Origin of the sequence: Burkholderia sp. ZZQ-2 (assembly GCF_050768715.1) — a bacterium.
Taxonomy (GTDB): Bacteria; Pseudomonadota; Gammaproteobacteria; order Burkholderiales; family Burkholderiaceae; genus Burkholderia; species Burkholderia cepacia.
The window spans coordinates 44520-52764 of the sequence record NZ_LDVA01000299.1; the positions used below are offsets into that span (position 1 = coordinate 44520).

At 59.5% G+C, this 8245-nt stretch carries 15 protein-coding genes; all 15 read right to left on the reverse strand.

All coding sequences use genetic code 11. From position 1 onward, the window contains the following. Position 1: 1 nt before the first annotated feature. The gene (rplE, locus tag ABY44_RS26980) at positions 2 to 541 is read right to left on the reverse strand and encodes a 50S ribosomal protein L5 (protein ID WP_006482882.1); all 540 of its coding nucleotides are present in this window, start codon (positions 539 to 541) and stop codon (positions 2 to 4) included. A 16-nt stretch (positions 542 to 557) separates the two neighbouring features. After that, complete coding sequence (rplX, locus tag ABY44_RS26985) at positions 558 to 866, reverse strand: 50S ribosomal protein L24 (RefSeq protein WP_006477187.1); 309 nt, start codon at positions 864 to 866, stop codon at positions 558 to 560. A gap of 9 nt (positions 867 to 875) precedes the next feature. Continuing rightward, positions 876 to 1244, reverse strand: coding sequence for a 50S ribosomal protein L14 (gene rplN / locus ABY44_RS26990; protein ID WP_006482918.1), 369 nt, complete (start codon positions 1242 to 1244; stop codon positions 876 to 878). Between the two features lie 309 nt (positions 1245 to 1553). Further along, positions 1554 to 1826 carry a 30S ribosomal protein S17 gene (gene rpsQ / locus ABY44_RS26995; RefSeq protein WP_006477189.1) on the reverse strand — a complete coding sequence of 91 codons (273 nt, stop codon included), beginning with the start codon at positions 1824 to 1826 and terminating at the stop codon, positions 1554 to 1556. Continuing rightward, a complete protein-coding gene (rpmC, locus tag ABY44_RS27000) occupies positions 1823 to 2017 on the reverse strand; it encodes a 50S ribosomal protein L29 (RefSeq protein ID WP_006400652.1) in 195 nt (64 codons plus the stop codon). The genes rpsQ and rpmC overlap by 4 nt, the downstream gene beginning before the upstream one ends. Positions 2018 to 2026: 9 nt before the next feature. After that, complete coding sequence (gene rplP / locus ABY44_RS27005) at positions 2027 to 2443, reverse strand: 50S ribosomal protein L16 (RefSeq protein WP_006482873.1); 417 nt, start codon at positions 2441 to 2443, stop codon at positions 2027 to 2029. Between the two features lie 2 nt (positions 2444 to 2445). Beyond that, on the reverse strand, positions 2446 to 3246 hold the full coding sequence (rpsC, locus tag ABY44_RS27010; protein ID WP_006482899.1) for a 30S ribosomal protein S3: 801 nt from the start codon (positions 3244 to 3246) through the stop codon (positions 2446 to 2448). An 11-nt stretch (positions 3247 to 3257) separates the two neighbouring features. Further along, positions 3258 to 3587, reverse strand: a complete 330-nt coding sequence (gene rplV, locus ABY44_RS27015; protein WP_004199272.1) for a 50S ribosomal protein L22 — start codon at positions 3585 to 3587, stop codon at positions 3258 to 3260. Between the two features lie 12 nt (positions 3588 to 3599). After that, positions 3600 to 3875, reverse strand: a complete 276-nt coding sequence (gene rpsS / locus ABY44_RS27020) for a 30S ribosomal protein S19 (RefSeq protein WP_004199273.1) — start codon at positions 3873 to 3875, stop codon at positions 3600 to 3602. Between the two features lie 10 nt (positions 3876 to 3885). After that, a complete protein-coding gene (gene rplB, locus ABY44_RS27025) occupies positions 3886 to 4713 on the reverse strand; it encodes a 50S ribosomal protein L2 (protein WP_006482900.1) in 828 nt (275 codons plus the stop codon). 2 nt (positions 4714 to 4715) lie between these two features. After that, positions 4716 to 5030 (reverse strand): 50S ribosomal protein L23, encoded by a 315-nt coding sequence (rplW, locus tag ABY44_RS27030; protein ID WP_004199275.1) that lies wholly within the window; start codon positions 5028 to 5030, stop codon positions 4716 to 4718. After that, a complete protein-coding gene (rplD, locus tag ABY44_RS27035) occupies positions 5027 to 5647 on the reverse strand; it encodes a 50S ribosomal protein L4 (RefSeq protein ID WP_006477192.1) in 621 nt (206 codons plus the stop codon). The genes rplW and rplD overlap by 4 nt, the downstream gene beginning before the upstream one ends. Further along, positions 5647 to 6297, reverse strand: coding sequence for a 50S ribosomal protein L3 (gene rplC, locus ABY44_RS27040; protein ID WP_006482922.1), 651 nt, complete (start codon positions 6295 to 6297; stop codon positions 5647 to 5649). Before rplC ends, rplD begins: the two co-directional genes overlap by 1 nt. Positions 6298 to 6475: 178 nt before the next feature. After that, complete coding sequence (gene rpsJ, locus ABY44_RS27045; protein ID WP_004199280.1) at positions 6476 to 6787, reverse strand: 30S ribosomal protein S10; 312 nt, start codon at positions 6785 to 6787, stop codon at positions 6476 to 6478. A gap of 285 nt (positions 6788 to 7072) precedes the next feature. Next, a partial coding sequence (gene tuf, locus ABY44_RS27050; protein WP_258959413.1) for an elongation factor Tu occupies positions 7073 to 8245 on the reverse strand: 1173 nt, incomplete at its 5' end.

Consider the following 8245-nt stretch of genomic DNA (forward strand, 5'->3'; position numbering starts at 1 on the left):
CTCAGTTTCTGAACGGGAACTTGAAGCTGGCGAGCAGAGCCTTTGCTTCGTCGTCGGTCTTCGCAGTCGTCGTGATGCTGATGTTCAGCCCACGCAGTGCGTCGATCTTGTCGTAGTCGATTTCGGGGAAAATGATCTGCTCTTTCACACCGATGTTGTAGTTGCCACGGCCATCGAAAGCACGACCCGACACGCCGCGGAAGTCACGCACGCGGGGCAGGGCAACCGTCACGAAACGGTCGAGGAATTCGTACATTGCACGGCCACGCAGCGTCACCATCGCGCCGATCGGGTAACCCTGGCGGATCTTGAAGCCTGCGATTGCCTTGCGTGCCTTCGTCACGACCGGCTTCTGACCAGCGATCTTCGTGAGGTCGCCGACGGCGTTCTCGATGATCTTCTTGTCAGCGATCGCTTCGCCAAGACCCATGTTCAGCGTGATCTTGGTGATGCGCGGCACTTCCATGACCGACTTGTAACCGAACTTCTCGATCAGGCCGGGCACAACCTTTTCTTTGTAAAACTCTTGAAAACGAGCCATTTTTTACTCCGCTGCGTCAGGCGCTCAGTACGGCACCGGTCGTCTTCAGGAAGCGAACCTTCTTGCCTTCCTCGACCTTGATGCCAACACGCGACGCCTTGCCATTCGCGTCGACCAGTGCGACGTTCGAAATATGCAGGGGCATCGTCTTCGCTTCCACGCCACCCGTCGTACCCTTCATCGGGTTCGGCTTCACATGCTTCTTGACGAGGTTGATACCTTCAACCGTCACATGCTCTGCACCGACAGCCAGCACGACGCCGCGCTTGCCCTTGTCCTTGCCAGTGACGACGATGACTTCGTCACCTTTGCGAATCTTGTTCATCGCGACTCCTTACAGCACTTCCGGCGCCAGCGAAACGATCTTCATGAATCGTTCGCTACGCAGCTCACGCGTCACCGGCCCGAAGATACGGGTGCCGATCGGCTCGAGCTTGTTATTCAAAAGCACAGCGGCGTTGCCGTCGAACTTGATCAGCGAGCCGTCTTGACGGCGCACGCCCTTGGCGGTGCGGACCACCACGGCGTTGTAAATTTCGCCTTTCTTCACGCGCCCGCGCGGCGTTGCCTCTTTGACGCTCACCTTGATGATGTCGCCAATGCCGGCATAACGACGCTTCGAGCCGCCGAGCACCTTGATGCACAGGACTTCACGTGCACCCGTGTTGTCGGCTACTTCGAGCCGAGATTCGGTCTGGATCATGGTTTGTCTTTCCCAACTTAATCCGGATGCACCACCATGATGCATTCGGTCAGTCTTGGTCCCGTCAGCCAATCGGCTGCTTGGGTTGGAACAGCAGCGACGGCAAACGAAACCCGCCATCGCAATTCGGTGAATCTTTCGGACAGGCAGGCGCCAGTCCGCTTCCCCCACCAACTTCGCCCGCGACGGGGCTCCCATAAAGAGGGAAGACCGGGATTATAACAAATAATCCCGGTCACGCAAGCAAAAACTTTGCGATTTCAAGCACTTCGTGGAGAAGTGCCTGTTACTGCCTACTGCGCTGCCCGCTTAGATGACGCGAGCTGCTTCGACGAGGCGCGACACCGTCCAGGCCTTCGTCTTCGAAACAGGACGAGTTTCCTGGATTTCGACGAGATCGCCTTCGTTGTAGGTGTTCGCTTCATCATGCGCGTGGTACTTCTTCGAGCGCACGACATACTTGCCGTAGATCGGATGCTTGACGCGGTGCTCGATCAGCACGGTGACGGTCTTGTCCATCTTGTTGCTGACGACCCGACCGACCAGCGTCCGCTTCAGCGAGGTTTTCACGCTATCGTTCATTTCTGGTTCGCCTTCTGAGTCATGACGGTCCGCACACGTGCGATGTCGCGACGAACCTTCTTCAGCTGGCTCGTGTTCGTGAGCTGCTGGGTCGCGAGTTGCATGCGCAGGCCGAATTGCGCCTTCAGCAGGTCCGCCAGCTCCTTGTTGAGCGCGGCCTGGTCTTTCTGGAGAAGTTCGGAAGCCTTCATGTTTTCTCCTTAGGCGCCGAGCTGGCGCACGATGAATGCCGTCTTGAGCGGCAGCTTGGCTGCAGCCAGACGGAACGCTTCGCGTGCCAGTTCTTCGGTTACGCCGTCCATTTCATAGAGCATCTTGCCCGGCTGAATCTCGGCGACGTAGTACTCCGGGTTACCCTTACCGTTACCCATACGCACTTCGGCCGGCTTCTGCGAAATCGGCTTGTCCGGGAAGATCCGGATCCAGATGCGGCCGCCACGCTTGATGTGACGCGTCATTGCACGACGTGCCGCTTCAATCTGACGTGCGGTCAAACGACCGCGACCGATCGCCTTCAGGCCGAATTCACCGAACGACACTGCGTTGCCGCGCGTCGCCTTGCCGGTGTTACGACCCTTCTGCTCTTTACGATACTTTCTGCGTTTCGGTTGCAGCATCGTTATTCTCCAGTCTTGCCGTCTTCGGGCTTGCCGGCGCCGCGGCGCGGTGCGCCACGACGAGCACCCGGAGCGCCGCCTTCGCCGTCACGGCGCGGACGACGGTCGCCCGGACGCGCATTGCGACGCGGACGCTTGTCTTCGGCTACTTCTTCCACCACCGGTGCGTCGTTGCGGCCGAGCGTATCGCCCTTGTAGACCCACACCTTGACGCCGATGATCCCGTAAGTCGTCTTCGCTTCCGAAGTCGCGTAGTCGATATCAGCACGCAGCGTGTGAAGCGGCACGCGACCTTCGCGATACCACTCCGTACGAGCGATTTCGATACCGTTCAGACGGCCTGCGCTCATGATCTTGATGCCCTGGGCACCCAGACGCATCGCGTTCTGCATCGCACGCTTCATCGCGCGACGGAACATGATCCGGCGCTCGAGCTGTTGCGTGATCGAGTCAGCGATCAACTGAGCATCGGTTTCCGGCTTGCGGATTTCTTCGATGTTGACGTGAACCGGCACGCCCATGCGGCGTTGCAGTTCCGTCTTCAGCTGTTCGATATCCTCGCCCTTCTTGCCGATGACCACGCCCGGACGCGAGCTGTAAATCGTGATGCGCGCGTTCTTCGCCGGACGCTCGATGACGACCCGACCGACCGAAGCGTTCTTCAGCTTCTTCTTCAGGTACTCACGAACACCGATGTCTTCCTGAAGCATCGCCGCGAAATTGTTGTTGTTCGCGTACCAACGCGAAGCCCAATTGCGGCTGACAGCCAGGCGGAAGCCAGTCGGATGAATTTTCTGTCCCATCGTATGGCTCCTTAATTCCCGACCGTCACAGTGATGTGACAGGATTGCTTCTCGATGCGGTTACCGCGGCCCTTGGCGCGCGCGGTGAAACGCTTGAGCGATGCAGCCTTGTCGACGTAGATGCTCTTGATCTTGAGCTCGTCGATATCGGCGCCTTCGTTGTGCTCCGCATTCGCGATTGCCGACAGCACAACCTTCTTCACGATGCCAGCCGCTTTCTTCGGCGAGAACGTCAGAACGTTCAGCGCCTTGTCGACCGGCAAACCGCGGATCTGGTCAGCCACAAGGCGCGTTTTCTGCGCCGAGATGCGGGCACCGCGATGAATTGCTTTCACTTCCATCTTGATTGCCCCTTATTTCTTGGCCTTCTTGTCGGCCGCGTGACCCTTGAACGTACGGGTCAGTGCGAACTCGCCAAGCTTGTGGCCGACCATGTTTTCCGAGATGTACACCGGAACGTGTTGACGGCCGTTGTGAACAGCGATCGTCAGGCCGATGAAATCCGGCAGAATCGTCGAGCGACGCGACCAGGTCTTGATCGGCTTTTTGTCGCGCGAAGCTGCAGCCGCCTCAACTTTCTTCAGCAAATGGGCGTCGCAGAACGGACCTTTTTTTACAGAACGTGCCATTGCCTACTCCTTAACGCTTGTGACGGCGCTGGACGATCATCGTCGTCGTGCGCTTGTTGCTACGGGTGCGATAACCCTTAGCCGGCGTACCCCACGGGCTAACCGGATCGCGACCTGCAGCCGTCTTGCCCTCACCACCACCGTGCGGGTGATCAACCGGGTTCATCGCAACGCCACGCACCGTCGGGCGGATACCGCGCCAGCGGTTCGCGCCAGCCTTGCCGATCTGGCGCAGGCTATGCTCTTCGTTGCCGACTTCACCGATCGTTGCACGGCACTCGATGTGCACGCGGCGGATTTCGCCCGAACGCAGACGAACCTGCGCGTAGACGCCTTCACGTGCGAGCAGCATGGCCGACGTACCAGCCGAACGCGCCATTTGCGCGCCCTTGCCCGGCAGCATCTCGATGCAGTGGATCGTCGTACCGACCGGAATGTTGCGGATCGGCAGCGTGTTGCCTGCGCGGATCGGCGCTTCCGAACCCGACATCAGCTGTTGGCCGACGGTCAGGCCCTTCGGGGCGATGATGTAGCGACGTTCGCCGTCTGCGTAGAGCACCAGCGCGATGTTCGCGCTACGGTTCGGGTCGTACTCGAGACGCTCGACCTTTGCCGGGATGCCATCCTTCGTGCGACGGAAATCGACGATACGATAGTGTTGCTTGTGACCACCACCCTTGTGACGCGTGGTGATACGGCCATTGTTGTTACGGCCGGCGGTCGAGCTCTGCGAGTCGAGCAGTGCCGCGAACGGCTTGCCCTGGTGCAGGTTCTTGTTGACCACCTTGACCATCGCGCGGCGACCCGGCGATGTCGGCTTAACTTTAACGATTGCCATGATTACTTGGCCTCCGCTTCAAAGTTGATTTCCTGGCCGGGCTTCAGGCAAACGTACGCCTTCTTCACGTCCTTGCGGCGGCCCATCGAACGGCCAAAGCGCTTTTGCTTGCCCTTCTGAACCAGCACGTTGACGGAATCAACTTCAACCTTGAACAGCAGCTCGACAGCCGCCTTCACTTCCTGCTTCGTGGCATCCGGTGCGACTTCGAACACGACTTGCTCGTTCTTGTCGGCAACCAGCGTCGCCTTTTCCGAGATCACCGGTGCGAGCAGGACCTGCATCAAACGATGATCGTTCTTGCGAATCTCGCTCATGACAGCAACTCCTCGATCTGGGCGACCGCAGCCTTCGTGACCAGCACTTTCTTGAAGTAGATCAGCGACAGCGGGTCAGCGTAGCGCGGCTCGACAATTGCCACGTGCGGCAGGTTGCGCGATGCCAGGTACAGGTTTTCGTCAACCGTGTCGGTGATGATCAGCACGGAGTCGAGACCCATGGTCTTGAATTTGTCGGCCAGCAGCTTGGTCTTCGGCGCTTCGAGGATGATGTCCTCGACGACCGACAGGCGGCCTTCACGGGCCAGCTGCGAGAAGATCGAGCAGAGACCTGCGCGATGCATCTTCTTGTTGACCTTGTGCGAGAAGTTTTCTTCCGGCGAATTCGGGAAGATACGACCACCGCCACGCCACAGCGGGCTCGACGACATACCGGCACGAGCACGGCCCGTACCCTTCTGGCGCCACGGCTTCTTGGTCGTGTGCTTGACTTGCTCACGGTCCTTCTGTGCGCGGTTACCCTGGCGAGCATTCGCCTGGTAAGCGACGACGACCTGGTGGATCAGCGCTTCGTTGTAGTCACGACCGAACACGACGTCCGACGCGTTGACCACTGCACCTTCCTGACCATTTTCGTTCAGGAGCTTGAGTTCCATTATTTCGCCCCCTTGGTCTTGACGGCCGGCGTCACGAAGACCTTGCCGCCCTTCGCGCCCGGAATCGCACCCTTCACGAGCAGCAGCTTGCGCTCTGCGTCGATACGAGCGATTTCGAGGTTCTGCACCGTCACCGTCACGTCACCCATGTGACCCGTCATGCGTTTACCCGGGAAAACACGACCCGGATCCTGCGCCATACCGATCGAGCCCGGCACGTTGTGCGAGCGCGAGTTACCGTGCGTCGCACGGCCGGAGGAGAAGTTGTAACGCTTGATCGTACCGGCGTAGCCCTTACCGATCGACACGCCTTGCACGTCGACCTTCTGGCCCACTTCGAAAAGATCAGCACCGACCACGGCGCCATTCGACAGCTCAGCTGCCTTGGCCGCGTCAATGCGGAATTCCTTGAGGATTTCACCGGCTTCGACACCGGCTTTGGCGAGATGACCTGCCAGCGGCTTCGTCACGCGCGATGCACGACGGGAGCCGAATGCAACCTGCACGGCCGTGTAGCCGTCGGTTTCAACAGTCTTGATCTGCGTCACGCGGTTGTCCGACACGTCCAGCACGGTGACGGGAATCGAATCCCCTTCAGCCGTGAAGATACGGGTCATGCCAACCTTGCGACCTACGAGTCCAAGGCTCATCATTTTCTCCATTCCCGACTGCGATTGGTCGGGGCTGATTTACAAAATGCCGGGCACGCAAGGCCCAACTTTTTTACGCGAATACGCGAAAAGCCAAGCAGTATAGCCCGACTCCTCGATTTCCGCAAGCAATACAAAGACTTAGCGCCACCCGACAAGCCGGTTGGCGCCGGAAGCCTTACTGCAGCTTGATTTCCACGTCGACGCCAGCCGGCAGATCGAGCTTCATCAGCGCGTCAACCGTCTTGTCGGTCGGATCGACGATGTCCATCAGGCGCTGGTGGGTACGGATTTCGAGCTGATCGCGCGACGTCTTGTTGACGTGCGGCGAACGCAGGATGTCAAAACGCTGAATGCGCGTCGGCAGCGGCACCGGGCCACGGACGATTGCGCCAGTCCGCTTCGCGGTATCGACGATTTCGGCAGCCGATTGATCGATCAGACGATAGTCGAAAGCCTTCAGGCGAATGCGGATTTTCTGTTGCTGCATGACGATTCCTTGAAAAGAGCGAGGCGATGTTGCACCGCCGGACACCAAAAGAACGCGAAACCTGCTGCCTGCGGGGAGCGAAGCGACAGGTTCCGAACGGTACTTCCACTGCTAAGCCCGCGATTCTACACGAAAAATCGGAGAGGTGGTGCGGGTTTGTCAATGTGCGTGACGGCACGCCATAAAGAAAAACCGGGTGCCAGCGCAAGCTGAACACCCGGTTTCGACGGTACAACTGCATACCGCTGGATCGCGGATCCCGGAAGGATCCGCGGATCGTCGACCTTAGTCGAGGATCTTGGCAACGACGCCGGCGCCGACCGTACGGCCGCCTTCGCGGATTGCGAAGCGCAGACCTTCTTCCATCGCGATCGGTGCAATCAGCTTCACCGTGATCGACACGTTGTCGCCCGGCATCACCATTTCCTTGTCCTTCGGCAGCTCGATCGAGCCCGTCACGTCCGTCGTACGGAAGTAGAACTGCGGACGGTAGTTGTTGAAGAACGGCGTGTGACGGCCGCCTTCGTCCTTGCTCAGCACGTACACTTCAGCCGTGAAGTGCGTGTGCGGCGTGATCGAACCCGGCTTCGCCAGAACCTGGCCACGCTCCACGTCTTCACGCTTCGTGCCGCGCAGCAGGATACCGACGTTGTCGCCTGCCTGACCTTGGTCCAGCAGCTTGCGGAACATTTCAACGCCCGTGCAGGTCGTCTTCACCGTCGGCTTGATACCGACGATTTCGATTTCTTCGCCGACCTTCACGATGCCGCGCTCGACACGACCCGTCACCACCGTACCACGGCCCGAGATCGAGAACACGTCTTCCACCGGCATCAGGAACGCGCCGTCAACTGCACGCTCCGGCGTCGGGATGTACGTGTCCAGCGCGTCTGCCAGGCTCATGATCGCCACTTCGCCCAGCTCGCCCGTGTCGCCTTCCAGCGCCAGCTTTGCCGAACCCTTCACGATCGGCGTGTCGTCGCCCGGGAAGTCGTACTTCGACAGGAGTTCGCGAACTTCCATCTCGACCAGCTCGAGCAGTTCAGCGTCGTCCACCATGTCGCACTTGTTCAGGAACACGATGATGTACGGAACGCCAACCTGACGCGCCAGCAGGATGTGCTCACGCGTTTGCGGCATCGGGCCGTCTGCTGCCGAGCAAACCAGGATCGCGCCGTCCATCTGCGCTGCGCCCGTGATCATGTTCTTCACATAGTCAGCGTGGCCCGGGCAGTCGACGTGTGCGTAGTGGCGGTTAGCCGTTTCGTACTCGACGTGTGCCGTGTTGATCGTGATGCCGCGCGCCTTTTCTTCCGGTGCCGCGTCGATCTGGTCGTACGCCTTCGCTTCGCCGCCGAACTTCTTCGTCAGAACCGTCGTGATCGCTGCCGTCAGCGTCGTCTTGCCGTGGTCAACGTGACCAATCGTACCAACGTTCACGTGCGGCTTGGTCCGCTC